Source organism: Arthrobacter sp. MSA 4-2, from assembly GCF_016405885.1.
In the GTDB taxonomy this organism is placed as follows: Bacteria; Actinomycetota; Actinomycetes; order Actinomycetales; family Micrococcaceae; genus Arthrobacter_D.
Genome location: NZ_JAEKGC010000001.1, coordinates 318,194 through 333,743, shown reverse-complemented (window position 1 = coordinate 333,743; position 15,550 = coordinate 318,194). Strand labels below are relative to the sequence as shown.

Genomic DNA, 15,550 nt, shown 5'->3' with positions numbered 1-15,550 from the left:
GAAGAGGAGCGCCATGTACCTGCTCGAGAACACCATCCGGCCCTATGCGTGGGGCTCCCGGACCGCGATCGCCGAGCTCCTGGGCAGGGCCCCCTCCGGCGGGCCGGAGGCCGAACTGTGGATCGGTGCCCACCCCGGGGCGCCGTCCGTTGCCCAGCTGCCGGATGGACGCTCCCCGCTGGACGCGGTCATCGACGCCGACCCCGACGGAACCCTGGGCGGGAAGGTGGCGGCACGGTTCGGGCGCCGGCTCCCCTACCTCATGAAGGTGCTCGCCGCCGGGTCGGCGCTCTCGCTGCAGGTGCATCCCAGCACCGCGCAGGCCGAAGCGGGCTTCGACGCCGAGGAGAGCGCCGGCGTCCCGGCGGACGCGCCCGAGCGCAACTACAAGGACCGCAGCGCCAAACCCGAGATGGTGTTCGCCCTCTCCCCCTTCGAGGCGCTGTGCGGGTTCCGGCCGCTGGCCGATGCCGCCGCCGTCTTCAGCCACCTCGAGACCCTGCTGGAGCCGGGCTCCGAGGAGGCCGAGGTGCTCGGCGCTGTGGCTGCGGAACTCGGCTCCGGCCCCACCGGGCTCCGTTCGGGCTTCGAGATGCTCCTTGCCGCCCGTCCGGAGATCGTCGCGGCGGTCGAAGCGGGCGTATCGGCCCCACCGGAAGGATCCGGGGACGCAGGCGACCCCCGCTTCACCCGGGACCTGGCCACCGTGGCCGAACTCGGCTCGCAGTACCCCGGCGACCCCGGCGTCCTGATCGCCCTGCTGCTCAACCGGGTCTCACTGCAGCCCGGGGAGGTCCTCTACCTCCCCGCCGGAAACATCCACGCCTACCTCAGCGGGCTCGGCATCGAGGTCATGGCCTCCTCGGACAATGTGCTCCGCGGCGGGCTCACCCCGAAGCACGTCGACACGCGCGAACTCCTGAGGACCGTCGTGTTCGAGCCGCTCGCACCCCCGGCGCTGCAGCCCGAGCGCACAATGCTCGGGCAGGAGCTGTACCGCCCGCCGTTCGCGGAGTTCCAGCTCCAGCGCATCGCCCTCGACCCGGTCTCCGCGCCCGGGCAGGAGGGAAGCATGGCTCCCTCCCACGTGCCGCTGGCTCAGCACGGGCCCACGGTGGTCCTCGCCGTGTCCGGCTCAATCCTGCTCGACTCCCCCGCCTCGGACCTGCTGCTGGCCCGGGGCCAGAGCGCCTTCATCCCCGCCGGGGAAGCGCCGGTCCTGGTACGGCCGGCCGGGGAAAGCACCGACGAGGGCGTCCTTGCCTTCGCCGTCACCGTCGGTGGAGACGCGGACGGAGTCGACGGCGCCTGAGTCCCGCGCCCGGCCCGGCCCGGTCAGCGGCGGAGTCTGGCCGCGGCCGCACCGACCAGCACCCGGCCGCCCCGCACCGCCGTCTTGGCCAGCGGCAGGGCCGACGCGAACACCGGGTACAGGGGTGAGAGCGCCTTGTCCCAGGTGCCCATCAGCTGGTCCTCGTGGCCGGCCCAGCCCATCTTGAACTTCGAGACGCCGTCGTTGAGGAGTCCGTTGAAGTCGTAGCGGGTGATCCCCCGGCGCTTCATCTCCTCGATGGCGAACCACTTCAGGGCGTAGTTCGCACGGAGCCGCTCGCCCTCCTCGGTCATTCCGCCGTACAGCTCAAAGGACGTCGCGTCGCTGGCGGAGAGCCACAGGAAGGCCACCACCTCGGTGCCGGAAAACGCCGCGTACACCGGGGAGGCCTCGCCCAGGTTATCGAAGATGTCGAAGTAGTAGGAGTCCTCGTGGATCCCGAATCCGGCCCGCTCCGCGGTCTGGCGGTAGACGGCCAGGCAGGCCGGCAGCTCCCCGCGGACGACCCGCCGGTAGTCGAGGGCCTCCCGGCCCGACTTGCGGATGTACTGGCGGTGCTTCTTGCTCATCCCCGCCAGGAGGTCCTCGGTGGACTGCGTGAGGTCCAGGATCAGGGTGCGCCCGATGAGGATCGTATTGGCGCTGCGCTTCCAGCCGGCGGAGGCCAGACGCGCCTCGACCGCGCTGCCGGCCTCCCAGTCCGGTTCGATCGAGAGCGCGACGGAGCCGTGGACCGAGGAGACGTGTGCCGCCACGGCGTCGAGGACATCCACCTCGCGGCCTTTCTCGGCCTGCGGTCCCCGCGGAATGTAGGCGAGGCTGCGCAGGGGGAACGGAAGCTTCCGCAGCAGCACCTGCGCCGAGCCGACCGTTGCGCCGCCGTCGCGCACCTCGACGCGCTCCACCGACCACCCGTGGTCAGCCTTTGTCTGGCCCCACCCCCACAGCTGCTGGGGATGACCGGACAGGGCGTTCACACCGGCATCCCAGAGGGCGCGGTCAAGGCAGGGCGTTACGGAGAGGCTCATGAGCCAACTCTATCGGGACCGCACCTGCGGGCGTGCGCCGCCGGGGGCCACCCCATCGGGAGCGCAGCACCGACCGCTCCGCCTTCCCCGGCACCGTGATTACTGCACTCCGGGCGCAGGCAGCACCCTCCGGCCGCAGGAGTTCCGGGGGGCTTGCGGGTGTGACAAGAGACACCCGGAGGCGCCTCCGGTCGAGCCCGTGGCGTACCCGCACGTAGGGTGGAAAGTATGCTTAGAACCGCCGCACGATCTGAAGGACCACCCGGACAGCACGACACACCGGCTCCCGACCTCCCCGAATCCAGCCTCGATTCCGGCCCGGCTCCCGCCCTGCCGGAACCCGATCCCGCCGCCCCCGCCGCAAGCTCCGCCCGGCTTGACCGGCCGGTGTTCTTCACCGCCCTCGGCGTCGTCACCGCACTCGTCCTGGCCGCGGCGATCTTCCCGTCGGAGTTCACCGACGTCACCGCCGCCGTCCTCGCCGGTCTCGTCACCAACTTCGGCTGGGCCTTCGTGGCGACGGCCACCGGCTTCGTCTCCTTCGCCCTCTTCCTCGTCTTCAGCCGGTACGGCAAGATCCGGCTCGGCCGCGACGATGAGAAACCCCGCTACTCGACGCTGTCCTGGATCGCCATGATGTTCAGCGCCGGCATGGGCATCGGCCTGATGTTCTACGGCGTCACCGAGCCCATCTCCCACTACCTCACGCCGCCCGTGGAGGGCATCGAACCGGGCAGCCCGGCCGCCGCGCGCCAGGCCATGAACTACACGCTGTTCCACTGGGCCATCCACCCGTGGGCCATCTATGCGGTCGTCGGCCTCGCCCTCGCCTACTCCGCCTACCGCAAGGGCCGCGGCGCCGGTTTCAGCGGCGCGTTCCTCCCCCTGTTCCGCGGCAGGCCGGCCCCCGGAGCGCTGCGCGCCATCGACGTCTTCGCCATCTTCGCCACGCTTTTCGGATCGGCGACGTCCCTGGGCCTCGGCGTGATGCAGATCAACGGCGGCCTCACCGAGGTCTTCGGCACCGGAAGCAGCCTCGGCCTGCAGATCGGCATCATCGCCCTGCTGACGATCTGCTTCGTCATCTCCGCCGTCAGCGGCATCAGCCGAGGCATCAAGTGGCTCTCCAACGGCAATATGATCCTCGCCCTGGCCCTGCTGTTCTTCCTCTTCGTCGTCGGACCCACGGTGTTCATCCTTGAACTGATCCCCGCCTCGGCCGGCAGCTACCTCGTCAGCCTGCCGCAGATGGCCTCGCGCACCGGGGCGTTCGGCGGCCATGAGTGGCTCTCCACCTGGACCATCTTTTACTGGGCCTGGTGGGTCTCCTGGACCCCCTTCGTCGGCTCCTTCCTCGCCAAGATCTCCCGCGGACGCACCATCCGGGAGTTCGTGATCGGCGTCGTCGCGGTGCCCAGCGCCATCAGCGTCCTCTGGTTCAGCGTCTGGGGCGGCACCGCGATCACCGCGCAGGACTCCGGCACCGACATCGCGGCCGCTAACGCCGAGAGCCAGGAGTCGGCGATGTTCGCCCTGCTGGCCGACTACCCGCTGGCCGCCATCACCTCGGTCGTCGTGGTGCTCCTCGTGGCCGTGTTCTTCATCTCCGGCGCCGACGCCTCCTCCATCGTCCTCGGCTCGCTGTCCTCCTTCGGCGCGGCCGTGCCGCCGAAGTGGATCACCGTGCTGTGGGGGCTGCTCACCGGGGCGGTGGCGGCCACCCTGCTCTGGGTGGGAAGCCTGCAGGCCCTGCAGACGCTGACCATCATCGCCGCCGCGCCGTTCCTGCTCATCATGATCGGCCTGTGCACTGCGCTGATGATGGACCTGGTCCGCGATCCGGCCGTCACGGGTACCCGCCCGGCGTCGCTCCGTGAGGCCCGGCAGCGGCGCGCCCGCCCGGCGTCGCTACGTGAGGCCCGGCAGCGGCGCGCCCGACTCCTCCGCGGCCGCCGGCGGCAGCTGCAGTAAGCGCGTCAGGCGACCTTCACGATCGCGCTGCCCGACGCCGCGCTCTCGGCGATCGCGGCAAGCACCCGCTGGAGCTGCAGCCCGTCCTCGAAGGACGGGCTCGGCTCCGTGCCGGCCGCCACGGCCACCAGGAAGTCGCGGATCTCGTGGGTGAAGGAGTGCTCCCAGCCGAGCAGGTGGCCCTGCGGCCACCACGCCTCGAGGTAGGGGTGTTCGGGTTCGGTGACCAGGACGCGGGTGAACCCCTGCCCGGCGGTGGCCACCGCGCCGTCGAACACGGAGAGCTCGTTGAGCGACTCGGAGTCGAAGGAAAGGGACCCGCGGGTGCCGAACACCTCGATCCGCAGCGCGTTCTTCCGGCCCAGCGCCATCCGTGACACCTCGACGCTCGCCACCGCGCCCGAGGTCAGGGAAAGGCTCGCCCAGACCGCGTCGTCGACGGTGACCTCCTGCGGGCCGTCGGGCCCGCGGCGGGACCCGACGAAGGTGCGCATCCGGCCGGTGACATCGGCGACGGTGTCCCCCAGCAGGAACTGCACCTGGTCGATGGCATGGGAGGCGATGTCCCCGAGCGCCCCGGAGCCCGCCTTCTCCTTCTGCAGCCGCCACACCATGGGCGCCTCGGCGTCGGCCAGCCAGTCCTGGAGGTACGCCGTGCGCACCTGGCGGATCTCCCCGAGCCGGCCCTCGGCGATGAGCGTGCGCGCCAGGGCGAGCGCGGGGACCCGCCGGAAGTTGAACCCGACCATCGACTGGACGCCGCGCGCCCGGGCCGCGCGGGCGGCCGCGACCATGGTTTCGGCCTCCGCGACGGTATTGGCCAGCGGCTTCTCCACCAGGACGTGCTTTCCGGCCTCAAGGGCGGCCACGGCGATCTCGGCGTGCAGCCACCCCGGGGTGCAGATATCGACGATGTCGATGTCCGGCCGGTCCAGAACCTTCCGCCAGTCGGTCTCGGATTCCTGCCAGCCGTACCGCCGGGCGGCGTCGGCCACCGAGTCGGCGTCCCGCCCGACGAGGACCTTCTGTTCGAAGGCCGGCACCTCGAAGTACCCGGCGACATTTCGCCACGCATGGGAGTGCGCCTTGCCCATGAAGGCGTAGCCGATCACGGCCACACCCAGCGGGCGGGTCGAGTCACGCTGCGGAGCCATCGCCATCACCGGCCCTTTCCCCGGCGGAGGCCGGCGCCCTGCTTGATCTGCCTGCTTGACCTGCCTGCTTGACCTGCCTACTTGATCCGCCTACTTGATGCGGGCGTAGCTTTCCCATTTGTGGGCCTGGTGCTCGCCGTCCACCACCCGGATGGTCCCGGACTTCGAACGCATGACGATCGACTGGGTGAGGACCTTGTCCTTGTTGTACCGCACCCCGCGCAGCAGGTCGCCGTCGGTGATGCCCGTCGCGGCGAAGTAGCAGTTGTCGCTGGTGACGAGGTCATCCGTCGAGAGGACCCGGTCGAGGTCGTGCCCGGCGTCGATGGCCTTCTGCTTCTCCTCGTCGCTGGTGGGCCACAGTCGGCCCTGGATGACGCCGCCGAGGGTCTTGATGGCGCAGGCGGCCACGATGCCCTCGGGGGTTCCGCCGATGCCCATCAGGGCGTCGACGTCGGTGCCCTCGCGGGCCGCGGCGATCGCGCCGGCGACATCGCCGTCCATGATGAACTTCGTGCGGGCCCCGGCGGCGCGGATCTCCTCGATCAGCGGCTTGTGCCGGTCCCGGTCGAGCACCATGACGTTGAGCTGGCTGACCTTCTTGCCCTTGGACTTGGCGATCAGGTGGAGGTTCTGCTTGACCGGCAGGCGCAGGTCGACCATGTCCGCGGCCTCCGGGCCGGTGACCAGCTTTTCCATGTAGAACACCGCCGACGGGTCGAACATGGTGCCGCGTTCGGCGACGGCGAGCACGGCGAGCGCGTTATTGATGCCCAAGGCGGTCAGCCGGGTGCCGTCGATGGGGTCAACCGCGACGTCGCACAGCGGCCCGCTTCCGTCGCCGACCCGCTCGCCGTTGTAGAGCATCGGGGCTTCGTCCTTCTCGCCCTCACCGATGACGACGATGCCGTTGAAGTGGACCGTGGAGAGCAGGGAGCGCATGGCGTCGACCGCGGCGCCGTCCGCCAGGTTCTTATCACCGAAGCCCACCCAGTGCCCGCCGGCGATGGCCGCGGCCTCGGTCACGCGCACCAGTTCCAGCGCGAGGTTGCGGTCAGGCTCCTGGTCACCGACGGCCAGGGCCGGCGACAGGGTGGAGTACTGGGCGTTCTGGGCGGGGGGGTTTGCGGCGTTGTCGGTCACGTGGGTCCTCGTCGTTGAAGGCAGTGTTTGTCGCAGGTCCGGTTCCGCCGGCGGGCCGGCACAGTCCCTGAAGCCATCATAGTGGGGCCGGTCCGCCAGTGGAGCCGGGCTTGGCGCATCCCGTTTAGGCCGGGGGCCTCCGGTGGGGGAAAATGGGAAGGTGAGCGATGCACAGCAGGGAACCGCAGGCCCCGACGGCGACCAGCCCGGCGCCGACAACCCGGCGCCCAAGCCGGTCCTGACCCCCGCCCAGGCCAAACGCGCCAACTCGACGGTGGTGGGCATGGTGATGGCGGTGGCCGCGACGGTCGCGATCGTCGTCCCGGTCGTCCTGATCAATCCCACGCACACCGCCGAGACCTACCAGCGCGACATCGACGTCGAGCGGGTCGCGGGCCAGGCCGCGGGCGACGCCGGCTACGCGCCGGCCGCCCCGGAGCTGCCCGAGGACTGGAACTCGAACTTCGCGCGCTGGACCGCGGGCACCAGCGACGGCGTCGACTACTGGGAGGTCGGCTACCTCACCCCGGATAAGGGCTTCATCCAGTTCACCCAGACCGTCGAGGGCAACCCGTCCTGGACGGCCCAGCAGGCCGGTGAGGCCCAGGTCTCCGGCGGACGCACCATCGGCGGGGTCGAGTGGGAGCTGCTCGATGCCTCAAACGGCGATACGGTGCTCACCTCCGAGGTGGACGGATCGACCCTCATCCTCAGCGGCGAGGCCGACCTCGCCGAATTCGACGTGCTGGCCGAAGCGGTCCTGGCCGACGTCGAGCCCGCGCCGCCGACTGCCGAGGCCCCCTGACCCACCGGTAGAGTGGGGGGCGTGACCGAGCAACTGACCCCCGCCCAGGCCTGGCTCCGACTTCAGGAAGGCAACGCGCGCTTCGTCGCCGCGGATTCCTCCCACCCCAACCAGGACGCCTCGCGCCGGACCTCCCTGGTGCACAACCAGAACCCCTTCGCCGTGATCTTCGGGTGCTCCGACTCCCGGCTCGCCGCTGAGATCATCTTCGACCTCGGCCTCGGCGACGTGTTCGTCGTCCGCACCGCGGGCCAGGTGATCGACGACGCCGTCCTCGGTTCCCTTGAGTACAGCGTGAGCGTGCTGGGCGTGCCGCTGATCGTCGTCCTCGGGCACGACAACTGCGGGGCGGTCACCGCGACGATGGACGCCATCGACACCGGGAACATGCCCACCGGGTTCCTGCGGGACCTCGTGGAGCGCATCACCCCCTCCGTGCTGACGGCCCGGCGCGACGGAACGACAGAGGTCAACGGCACCGCCGTCGAGCACGTGCGGCAGACCTCCAAGCGCCTGGTCGACAGTTCCCGGGTCATCGCCGACGCCGTGGAGTCCGGCTCGACCGCCGTCGTCGGGGTATCGTACCGGCTGGCGGAGGGCAAGGTCGTGCGGGTCTCCGGATTTGGCGCACTGTAAGCGCTGAGGCGAGAATTGGCCCATGACGCCAACCCCGAACACTTCCCAGGACGCCGGATTCCGGATCGAGCACGACACCATGGGCGAGGTCCGCGTTCCGGCCAACGCCCTGTACCGCGCGCAGACCCAGCGCGCCGTTGAAAACTTCCCGATCTCCGGCACCACCCTTGAGCGGGCGCACATCGAAGCGCTGGCCCGCATCAAGAAGGCAGCTGCGACTGCCAACGCCGAACTGGGGGTGCTCGATGGCGAGCGCGCCCGGGCCATCGAAGCCGCAGCCGAGGAGGTGGCGGCGGGCAAGTACGACGGCGACTTCCCCGTCGACATCTACCAGACCGGCTCGGGGACCTCCTCGAACATGAACGCCAACGAGGTCATCGCCACCCTGGCCACGCGCGCCCTTGAGGCCGCCGGCAGCACGGTGACGGTCCACCCCAACGACCACGTCAACGCCTCCCAGTCCTCGAACGACGTCTTCCCGACCTCGGTGCACGTCGCGGCGACCTCGGCGCTGACGAACGACCTGATTCCGGCCCTTGAGCACCTCGCCGCCGCGCTGGAGCGCAAGGCCGAGGAGTTCAGCACCGTGGTGAAGTCCGGACGCACCCACCTGATGGACGCCACCCCGGTCACCCTCGGCCAGGAGTTCGGCGGGTACGCCGCGCAGGTCCGCTACGGCATCGAGCGGATCCAGGCGTCCCTGCCCCGTGTCGCCGAGGTTCCCCTGGGCGGTACCGCCGTCGGCACCGGCATCAACACCCCGGCCGGCTTCTCGGCGCGCGTGATCGAGCTGCTCGCCGCCGACACCGATCTTCCGCTGACCGAGGCCCGGGACCACTTCGAGGCCCAGGCGAACCGCGACGGTCTCGTCGAGGTCTCCGGGATGCTGCGCACCATCGCCGTGTCCCTGACGAAGATCCACAACGACCTGCGCTGGCTCGGCTCCGGCCCGAACACGGGCCTCGGCGAGATCGCCCTGCCCGACCTGCAGCCTGGCTCCTCGATCATGCCCGGCAAAGTCAACCCGGTCATCCCGGAGGCAGTGCTCATGGTCTGCGCGCAGGTCATCGGCAACGACGCCACCGTGGCCTGGGCCGGCACCAACGGCGCTTTCGAGCTCAATGTCGGCATCCCGGTGATCGCCCGCAACGTGCTCGAGTCGATCCGCCTGCTCAGCAACTCCTGCCGCGTCTCGGCCGACCGCATGGTCGACGGGATCACCGCGAACGTGGAGCGGGCCCGCTTCCTCGCCGAGGCCTCGCCGTCGATCGTCACCCCGCTGAACAAGTACATCGGCTACGAGAACGCCGCGAAGATCGCCAAGAAGGCCGTCGCCGAGGGGCTCACCGTGCGTGAGGCCGTGCTCGCCCTGGGCTTCGTGGAGCGCGGTGAGCTCACCGAGGAACAGCTCGATACGGCGCTCGACGTCCTGTCGATGACCCGCCCGCCGCAGGCCTGACGCCTCCCGCACGCCCGAACGCGGCCAACGCACCCGAAAACGACAAACGCACCGGTTTTATCCGGTGCGTGCGTCGTTAACGGGTGCGTGCGTCGCTAAGGGGTGTGTCCGGGTCAGCGGTGGAAGGTGGGCACGCCGTCGGCGGCGGCGGCCGTGAGGACCAGCTCGCGGTGGCGCGGATTGAGTTCCGGCAGGGCGTCCAGGGCGAACCAGCCCACATCGAGGGACTCGTCGTCGTTCACGCGGGCCTCCCCGCCGAGGTAGCGGCAGCGGAAGTCGAGGTTCAGGAAGGTGCAGACGTCGCCGTTGGGGAAGGTGATCGGGCCGACGACGCCGACGTTGAGGAGGACCTCGACCTCAACGTCCACGCCGGTCTCCTCGTACACCTCCCGGCGCATCGCCTGGGCCGGCTCCTCCCCCGGGTCGACCATGCCGGTGATGATCGTCCACCGGCCGTTGTCCGCGCGCCGGCCCAGCAGCACCTGCCCCGCCTCGTTGTAGACCACCGCGCCAACCCCTGGCAGCCAGAGCGGGGCGTGGCCGATCTTTTCCCTCAGTTCAAGGACGAAGTCGGGTGTAGGCATGCAAAATACCCTACGTCACCGACGCGCCCCGGCCGTCCCCACGCAGGCCGTCCGCCCTTACGGCCGGGGTGCCGCCCCGAAGTGCGCCCCTAGATCTCGGCACCTTCCAGCAGGTCGGTGACCAGTGCCGCGATGGGCGAGCGCTCCGACCGGGTGAGGGTGATGTGCCCGAACAGGGGGTGGCCCTTGAGGGTCTCGACGACGGCGGCGATGCCGTCGTGCCGGCCCACCCGGAGGTTGTCGCGCTGGGCGATGTCGTGGGTGAGCACGATCCGCGAGTTCTGCCCGATCCGGCTCATCACCGTCAGGAGCACGTTCTTCTCGAGGGACTGCGCCTCGTCGACGATGACGAAGGAGTCGTGGAGGCTGCGCCCGCGGATGTGGGTCAGCGGAAGCACCTCGAGCATGCCGCGGTCGAGCACCTCCTCGACGACCTCCTGCGAGACCAGCGCGCCGAGGGTGTCGAAAACCGCCTGAGCCCACGGGTTCATCTTGTCGTTCTCGTTGCCGGGAAGGTACCCGAGCTCCTGCCCGCCCACGGCATACAGCGGCCGGAACACCACGACCTTGCGGTGCTCCCGCCGCTCCAGGACGGCCTCCAGCCCGGCACACAGGGCCAGCGCCGACTTACCGGTGCCGGCCCGTCCGCCCAGGGACACGATGCCGACCTCCTTATCCAGCAGCAGGTCGATGGCCAGGCGCTGCTCGGCGGAACGGCCGGAGAGGCCGAAGACATCCCGGTCGGCCCGCACCACGCGGAGCTGTTTGTCCGCCCCGACCCGCGCCAGCCCCGAACCGCGGGGCGAATGGAGGATCGCACCGGTGTTGACGGGCAGCTCCGCGCCGGCATCCGAGTGCACCGGCCGGTGGTCGTAGAGGGCGTTGAGGTCCTCGACCGATACATCGAGTTCGGCCACCCCGGTCCAGCCGGAGTCCTTCACGAGTTCGTTGCGGTACTCGTCGGCGAGCAGCCCCATGGCGGAGGCCTTCACCCGCATGGGCAGGTCCTTCGAGACCACGGTGACGTCCCTGCCCTCGAGGGAGAGGTGCTTGGCGACGGCCAGGATCCGTGCGTCGTTGCCGGCGCCGCGGAACCCGACCGGCAGGACCTCCGGCGAGACGTGGTTGAGCTCGACCTTCAGCGTTCCGCCCTCTTCCCCGAGAGGGACCGCCGTGTCCAGCCCGCCGTGCTTGACCCGCAGGTCATCGAGCAGCCGCAGCGCCTTCCGCGCGAAGTAGCCGAGCTCCGGATCGTGGCGCTTGCCCTCGAGCTCGGAGATGACGACGACGGGAAGGATCACCTCGTGCTCGGCGAACCGCAGCACCGCCCGCGGGTCCGACAGCAGGACCGAGGTGTCGATGACGTAGCTGCGCCGGCCATCGGCGGCCGGAGATGAGGTGGTGTTGGATGGTGCCACGTGGACTCCGCTCCGGGGTGCGGGCACCCCGAGTTCGAGGTGGGGCGAGGCGGCCCGGGCCGAGGCCGGGTCCGGCCTCCCCGGGCTGTGCGGAACGGGTGTGCGTTCCGGCGTCATGGGCGGCCTCTCCGTCCGCCGGCGGAGGCGCCGGTGGATGGGGAAAGACTACGCCGACAGCGGCCGGGACGAGCAGCAGAATTACCGTGTCGAAAATGAATTGCCGATGAACCGTTATGAACCGAAGCGGCGCTGCCGTCGCCCGAAGTCGCGCAGGGCGCGGAGGAAGTCGACGCGGCGGAAGTCCGGCCAGAGCGCCTCGCAGAAATAGAACTCGCTGTACGCGCTCTGCCACATCAGGAACCCGGAGAGGCGCTGCTCCCCCGAGGTGCGGATGACCAGGTCGGGATCCTGCTGGCCGCGCGTGTAGAGGAACGACGAGATGTGCTCATCGGTCAGCTCCCCCGCGAGCTGCTCGAGGGATTTGCCCTCCTCCGCGGAGTTCAGCAGGAGTTCCTTGACGGCGTCGACGATCTCCCGCCGTCCGCCGTAGCCCACGGCGACGTTGACGTGGACCCCGTCGATTTCCGCGGTCTGGGCCGCGAGGTCCGCGAGCTTCCCGGCGAGGTCCTCGGGGAGCAGTTCGAGTGCGCCCACGGGCTGGACGCGGACCCGGTGGCTCTCGCCGAGCCGGTCGAGGGTGTTGGCGATGATGTCGAGGAGCTGCTCGATCTCCTCCTGCGGACGGCCCATATTGTCGGTGGAGAGCATGTAGAGGGTGACGACGTCCACGCCGAGTTCCTCGCACCAGCCGAGGAACTCGTGGATTTTGTCGGCCCCGGCCTGGTGCCCGTGGCTCGTCGGGGCGCCGGCGAGCTTCGCCCACCGCCGGTTGCCGTCGACCATGACGCCGATATGGTGCGGAATGCGCTCCGGGCTCAGACCGCGCTGGAGCCGCCGTTCATAAAAGCTGTAGGCGAATTCTGGGATTTTCAGGAACACGCCCGGGTCGCCCTTCCTTTCGGTCCGATGTCCGCGCGCCTTCCGGAGCGCTACCCCTACGGTACCGGCCCGGCGGGAAATCACCCGTAGGTTGACTCCCCCACATCGCTACCCGTCGGTAACTTACGCGACCGTAGGTTACTCTCTTTGCATGACTTCGCCTTCTCAGCGCCGGAAGAAGCCAGCCCCAGCGGACCCGCCGGGACCGGTGGAGGCGGCCCTCGACGACGTGGCCGAGGCCCTGGCGGCGAAGCCGTCCTGGCGGGGCTGGATCCATGCGGTCGCCACTCCCCTGGCCCTCGCGGCGGGCATCGTGCTCGTCCTCGCCGCCCCCACCGACGGGCTTCGGGCGGCCTCGGCCGTCTATGCCGCCACCGGCGTCCTGCTCTTTGGGGTCAGCGCGGTCTACCACCGCGGAAACTGGAGTGCGCGGACGCGCCTGGTGCTCAAGCGGCTCGACCACACGAACATCATGCTGGTCATCGCCGGGTCCTATACGCCGCTGGCCTGGGCGATGCTCGAGCGCAGCACCGCGGTGACCCTGCTGTGGATCATCTGGGCGGGCGCGCTCATCGGGGTCCTGTTCCGGATCCTGTGGCTCAACGCGCCGCGCTGGCTCTACGTGCCGGTCTATGTGGCCCTTGGCATGGGCGCCCTGTTCTACCTCCCCGCCTTCTGGGCGGCCGACCCGCTGGTCACGGTGCTCATCCTGGCCGGCGGCGCGCTCTACATCGCCGGGGCGGTGTTCTACGCGCTGCGCCGGCCGAACTTCAGCGTCGAACGCTTCGGCTTCCACGAGCTTTTCCACGCCTTCACCGTGGCCGCGTTCGCCGCGCACTTCGCGGCCATCCTGCTCGCCGTGCTCGACCCGGCCACCGTCTGACCCCGCGGCCGCCCTCAGGGCGCCGAAAGGAGTTCCACGAGTTCCGCCGGGGTTTCAACCGGGCGCTGGCAGACCATCCCCCGGCACAGATAGGCCCGGGGCGCACCTGCCTCCCCCGGCGTCCTGCCCGCGAGCAGCGGCACGGCACCGTCCGCCGCCGCGCCGTCCGGATCCGCCGGGGCGAGGACGAGACCGGCCCGCCCGAAACGCCGTCCCGCGTAGGCGAGCGCCGCCGCGGCCTCCGGTGGGCCCCCCACGACGGCGAGCTCCTGCGGGCCGGCGGCGAAGGCCTGGGCCGCGGCCAGCGCCCAGCCGACGGCGGACGGGGCGCGGTCGGCCAGGTGGGCCGCGTAGCGCAGGATCTCGGCCGACAGCGCCCGGTGCCGGGCGGACCCGCTGTAGGCGGAGTAGGTGAGCAGGGCCGAGGCGAACAGGGCCGTACCGCTCGGGGTGGGCCCGTCGAGCGGGTCGGAGCCTTCCTCGGAGCCCTGGGCGGCGAGCAGCGGCCCGTCCGGGGAAGCGGAGTCGGCCAGGCGTCCACCGCGCAGGAACCGCCGTTCGGCGGTGAGGAGGAGCCGCTCCGCGGCGGTGTACCAGGTGGTATCCCCCGTCGCAGCGAACAGGGCGAGGAAACCCTCCGCGCACCCGGCGTAGTCCTCGAGCAGTCCCTCGATGCCGATAGCGCGCCCCTCGTGGGAGACCCGGCGCAGCACCGCGCCGTCCCAGTGAACCTTCAGCAGGTAGGACGCTGCGGCGGCGGCCGCGTCGATCAGCGGCCGCTCGCCAAGGGCCGCCCCGGAGTCAGCCAGCGCCGCGATGGCCAGGCCGTTCCACCCCGCCACGACCTTGCTGTCCCGACCTGGCTGCGGGCGCGCCGCGCGGGCCTCGCGGAGCCGTGGCGCCGCCCGCTCCCAGAGCCGGCGTTCGGCGGCGGTGAAGGCCCTGCCGGCGTGCAGGGTGAAGGCGCCGTCCTCGACGGCGCCGGCGGCGGTGTCGAACAGGTCCGCGACGGCCTGCGCCTCGGCGCCGAGCACCGCCTCCAGCTCCCCGCGGGTCCAGACGTAGGTCCCGCCCTCCACCGAACGCCCGTCGATGATCGTGTCGGCGTCGAGCGATGAGGCGAAGGCGCCGCCGTCGACCACCATCTCCCCGATCAGCCACTCCGCCGTGCCGCGCACGACGTCGGCGGCAAGCGCCCGCTGGCCGTCGGTGCGCGCAGTCAGCGAGGATTCGGCGTACAGGCGCAGCAGCTGGGCATTGTCGTAGAGCATCTTCTCGAAGTGCGGCACCGCCCAGGCCCGGTCGACCGCGTAGCGGGCAAAGCCGCCGCCGAGGCGGTCGTAGATGCCTGAGACCGCCATGGCCTCGAGGGTCCGACCGGCGAGCCCGGCGGCCTCTTCGGCCATGGCCGAGGTGCCCCGGGCGTGGGCGAGCAGGAAACGGAGTGCGGTGGACGGCGGGAACTTGGGCGCGCCTCCGAAGCCGGCGTACACCCGGTCCTCCCCTTCGGCCAGCGCGCGCACCGCCGCCTCAAGCAGCGCGTCCGCCACGGGCGCGCCGGACCCGGCGGGGATCCGCACCGGATCCGGTTCCCAGTCCAGGCCGAGGACTCCGACGAGGTCGCTCTTCTGCCGCTGCGCCGCGCCCAGGCCCTCGGCGAGCGCCGCGGCGCTGCGCTCGACCTCCTCCCGGCGCTGGTTCCACGCCTCGGAGACCGCTTCGAGGACCTGACGGAAGGACGGGCGCCCGGCGATGGGCGAGGGCGGGAAGTAGGTGCCGGCGAAGAAGGCGCGGCCGTCGGGGAGGGCGAAGACGCTCATCGGCCACCCGCCCTGGCCGGTCATGGCCTGGGTTGCCCCCATGTAGACGGCGTCGACGTCCGGGCGCTCTTCGCGGTCAACCTTGATGCTGACGAACCGCTGGTTGAGGTACTGCGCGACGACGTCGTCCTCGAAGGACTCATGGGCCATGACGTGGCACCAGTGGCAGGCCGCGTAGCCGACGGAGAGGAACACCGGAACGTTCCGGGCGCGGGCCTCGGCGAACGCCTCATCCCCGAACGGCCACCAGTCGACCGGGTTGTCCGCGTGCTGGCGGAGGTAGGCCGATGCCTGGGCCGTCAGCCGCCCGCCCACGG

The 15,550-nt window shown here is 70.8% G+C and carries 13 protein-coding genes; 6 read left to right on the top strand and 7 right to left on the bottom strand.

Annotated elements, in window-relative coordinates; genetic code table 11:
- The first annotated feature begins 13 nt into the window (after positions 1 to 13).
- The gene (gene manA / locus I6N91_RS01445) at positions 14 to 1,312 is read left to right on the top strand and encodes a mannose-6-phosphate isomerase, class I (RefSeq protein ID WP_198810209.1); all 1,299 of its coding nucleotides are present in this window, start codon (positions 14 to 16) and stop codon (positions 1,310 to 1,312) included.
- Between the two features lie 23 nt (positions 1,313 to 1,335).
- On the opposite strand, the gene I6N91_RS01440 is transcribed toward manA, so the two are convergent.
- Positions 1,336 to 2,361: a peptidoglycan bridge formation glycyltransferase FemA/FemB family protein gene (locus I6N91_RS01440; protein WP_198810122.1), complete on the bottom strand. Its 1,026-nt coding sequence runs from the start codon at positions 2,359 to 2,361 to the stop codon at positions 1,336 to 1,338.
- A gap of 228 nt (positions 2,362 to 2,589) precedes the next feature.
- Here I6N91_RS01440 and I6N91_RS01435 point away from each other — a divergent pair, with 228 nt between their 5' ends.
- Positions 2,590 to 4,332, top strand: coding sequence for a BCCT family transporter (locus I6N91_RS01435; RefSeq protein ID WP_198810121.1), 1,743 nt, complete (start codon positions 2,590 to 2,592; stop codon positions 4,330 to 4,332).
- A 5-nt stretch (positions 4,333 to 4,337) separates the two neighbouring features.
- Here the strand turns inward: I6N91_RS01435 and I6N91_RS01430 are convergent, their stop codons facing one another.
- Together I6N91_RS01430 and glpX are read right to left on the bottom strand one after the other, a co-directional pair.
- Entirely contained in the window at positions 4,338 to 5,492 is a 1,155-nt protein-coding gene (locus I6N91_RS01430; protein WP_233091299.1) for a Gfo/Idh/MocA family protein, read from the bottom strand.
- Between the two features lie 84 nt (positions 5,493 to 5,576).
- Positions 5,577 to 6,629, bottom strand: coding sequence for a class II fructose-bisphosphatase (gene glpX, locus I6N91_RS01425; RefSeq protein WP_198810120.1), 1,053 nt, complete (start codon positions 6,627 to 6,629; stop codon positions 5,577 to 5,579).
- A gap of 160 nt (positions 6,630 to 6,789) precedes the next feature.
- Here glpX and I6N91_RS01420 point away from each other — a divergent pair, with 160 nt between their 5' ends.
- Genes I6N91_RS01420 through I6N91_RS01410 form a run of 3 tightly spaced genes read left to right on the top strand, consistent with a single transcriptional unit; the run spans position 6,790 to position 9,529 of the window.
- Positions 6,790 to 7,434: a DUF4245 domain-containing protein gene (locus tag I6N91_RS01420; RefSeq protein ID WP_307843192.1), complete on the top strand. Its 645-nt coding sequence runs from the start codon at positions 6,790 to 6,792 to the stop codon at positions 7,432 to 7,434.
- Positions 7,435 to 7,455: 21 nt separating this feature from the next.
- Positions 7,456 to 8,070, top strand: coding sequence for a carbonic anhydrase (locus tag I6N91_RS01415; RefSeq protein WP_198810119.1), 615 nt, complete (start codon positions 7,456 to 7,458; stop codon positions 8,068 to 8,070).
- A 22-nt stretch (positions 8,071 to 8,092) separates the two neighbouring features.
- On the top strand, positions 8,093 to 9,529 hold the full coding sequence (locus I6N91_RS01410; protein ID WP_198810118.1) for a class II fumarate hydratase: 1,437 nt from the start codon (positions 8,093 to 8,095) through the stop codon (positions 9,527 to 9,529).
- Between the two features lie 113 nt (positions 9,530 to 9,642).
- Here the strand turns inward: I6N91_RS01410 and I6N91_RS01405 are convergent, their stop codons facing one another.
- The 3 genes from I6N91_RS01405 to I6N91_RS01395 all read right to left on the bottom strand — a co-directional run bounded on the left by I6N91_RS01405 (position 9,643) and on the right by I6N91_RS01395 (position 12,524).
- Complete coding sequence (locus I6N91_RS01405; protein ID WP_198810117.1) at positions 9,643 to 10,113, bottom strand: NUDIX domain-containing protein; 471 nt, start codon at positions 10,111 to 10,113, stop codon at positions 9,643 to 9,645.
- A gap of 89 nt (positions 10,114 to 10,202) precedes the next feature.
- Entirely contained in the window at positions 10,203 to 11,648 is a 1,446-nt protein-coding gene (locus I6N91_RS01400; protein WP_198810116.1) for a PhoH family protein, read from the bottom strand.
- Between the two features lie 114 nt (positions 11,649 to 11,762).
- Positions 11,763 to 12,524: an isoprenyl transferase gene (locus tag I6N91_RS01395; RefSeq protein WP_198810206.1), complete on the bottom strand. Its 762-nt coding sequence runs from the start codon at positions 12,522 to 12,524 to the stop codon at positions 11,763 to 11,765.
- Between the two features lie 235 nt (positions 12,525 to 12,759).
- Between I6N91_RS01395 and I6N91_RS01390 the strand changes: the two genes are divergently transcribed.
- Positions 12,760 to 13,413 (top strand): hemolysin III family protein, encoded by a 654-nt coding sequence (locus I6N91_RS01390; RefSeq protein WP_307843199.1) that lies wholly within the window; start codon positions 12,760 to 12,762, stop codon positions 13,411 to 13,413.
- 14 nt (positions 13,414 to 13,427) lie between these two features.
- Here I6N91_RS01390 and I6N91_RS01385 read toward each other — a convergent pair whose 3' ends face one another.
- Positions 13,428 to 15,548, bottom strand: a complete 2,121-nt coding sequence (locus I6N91_RS01385) for a thioredoxin domain-containing protein (protein ID WP_198810114.1) — start codon at positions 15,546 to 15,548, stop codon at positions 13,428 to 13,430.
- Positions 15,549 to 15,550 lie beyond the last annotated feature (2 nt).

Coding starts and splice junctions, on each gene's coding strand:
- I6N91_RS01400 (WP_198810116.1), bottom strand. CDS start 11,648: ATGACGCCGGAACGCACACCCGTTCCGCACAGCCCGGGGAGGCCGGAC.
- I6N91_RS01440 (WP_198810122.1), bottom strand. CDS start 2,361: ATGAGCCTCTCCGTAACGCCCTGCCTTGACCGCGCCCTCTGGGATGCC.
- I6N91_RS01430 (WP_233091299.1), bottom strand. CDS start 5,492: ATGGCGATGGCTCCGCAGCGTGACTCGACCCGCCCGCTGGGTGTGGCC.
- I6N91_RS01405 (WP_198810117.1), bottom strand. CDS start 10,113: ATGCCTACACCCGACTTCGTCCTTGAACTGAGGGAAAAGATCGGCCAC.
- I6N91_RS01410 (WP_198810118.1), top strand. CDS start 8,093: ATGACGCCAACCCCGAACACTTCCCAGGACGCCGGATTCCGGATCGAG.
- manA (WP_198810209.1), top strand. CDS start 14: ATGTACCTGCTCGAGAACACCATCCGGCCCTATGCGTGGGGCTCCCGG.
- I6N91_RS01435 (WP_198810121.1), top strand. CDS start 2,590: ATGCTTAGAACCGCCGCACGATCTGAAGGACCACCCGGACAGCACGAC.